We start from the raw sequence: 958 nt of genomic DNA on the forward strand, positions 1-958 counted from the left end.
CTATCTAATGAAAATCCACCCCTTCCAGAAAATGTCCCCCATCGATGGTCAGGACGTTGGTATAGATCTCGGTGCTGTCCATGGACTTGTGGCCGAGCAGTTGGCTGACGTACTTCAGCGGCCGCCCGTGCAATAGCAGATGAATCGCAAAGCTGTGCCGGAAAGTGTGGCTGGTGATACGAAAATCTGCGCCCCCGACCCGCTCCACCAGGGCATGGATATGCCGGTTCACGGTCTGGCGGGCCATGGGAAAGATCCGCTCGGTTTTCCGGAAGTGTCCGGCATAGAGGTAACTTTGGATCCGGTCCTGCAGCAGCCGATCCAGAATGGGCACGTAGCGTTTGGGTGAACGCTGCAGGGCTTTTTTGCTCGGGCGTCCGGGCCGTTGTTTCAGGGTTTTGAGGATCACCCCGAAGTCGTAGCCATCGTCGACAAAACTGCTCGGCGTGAGCGCCAGCACTTCCGAGATGCGCGCCCCGGTGGTCCACATGAGGTCCAGAATGAGGCGGTAAGTGGGGTGTTTTTCTTCGTCCAGTAACGCCAGAACCTCCGGTTTGAGCAAGTAAGCCGGCATGTCGTCGATGGTGATCAGTACGGTGGGCCGCTTGGCAATGAGCCTATCCCAGTCAATCTGCACCGACTGGATGGGAAAGTTCGCCACCGGGGGCTCTTCGGGGTGAAAGAGCCCTCGCGGACGGGGCGCTGGAAATGCGTTGTCAGTGGGGAATTTTTGTACCATTTCAAATTATTTATTTTGGTGCATTCTGGGAAGTATTTATCGCCGGGTTTTTTTCCAGTATAGCCCATCATCAGCGATTCATCAGGGCAAAACTATGCATGCACCCAAATACCCATAAATGGTGCAATTCCAGCCCAATCACGCACGATCAAGCATCGCCCCCTTGCAATATCGAAATTTTGATCTAAATGTAACGTAACTACTCACCCCTATCAGCGT

1 protein-coding gene is annotated in these 958 nt (G+C 54.2%); it reads right to left on the bottom strand.

All coding sequences use genetic code 11. The features are described 5' to 3' along the window. Window positions 1-4: 4 nt before the first annotated feature. Window positions 5-661, bottom strand: coding sequence for a tyrosine-type recombinase/integrase (locus ACOCD2_RS22140; protein ID WP_419589618.1), 657 nt, complete (start codon window positions 659-661; stop codon window positions 5-7). Window positions 662-958 lie beyond the last annotated feature (297 nt).

The organism is Thiolapillus sp., from assembly GCF_048562965.1.
Classification (GTDB): Bacteria; Pseudomonadota; Gammaproteobacteria; order Chromatiales; family Chromatiaceae; genus Thiolapillus; species Thiolapillus brandeum_A.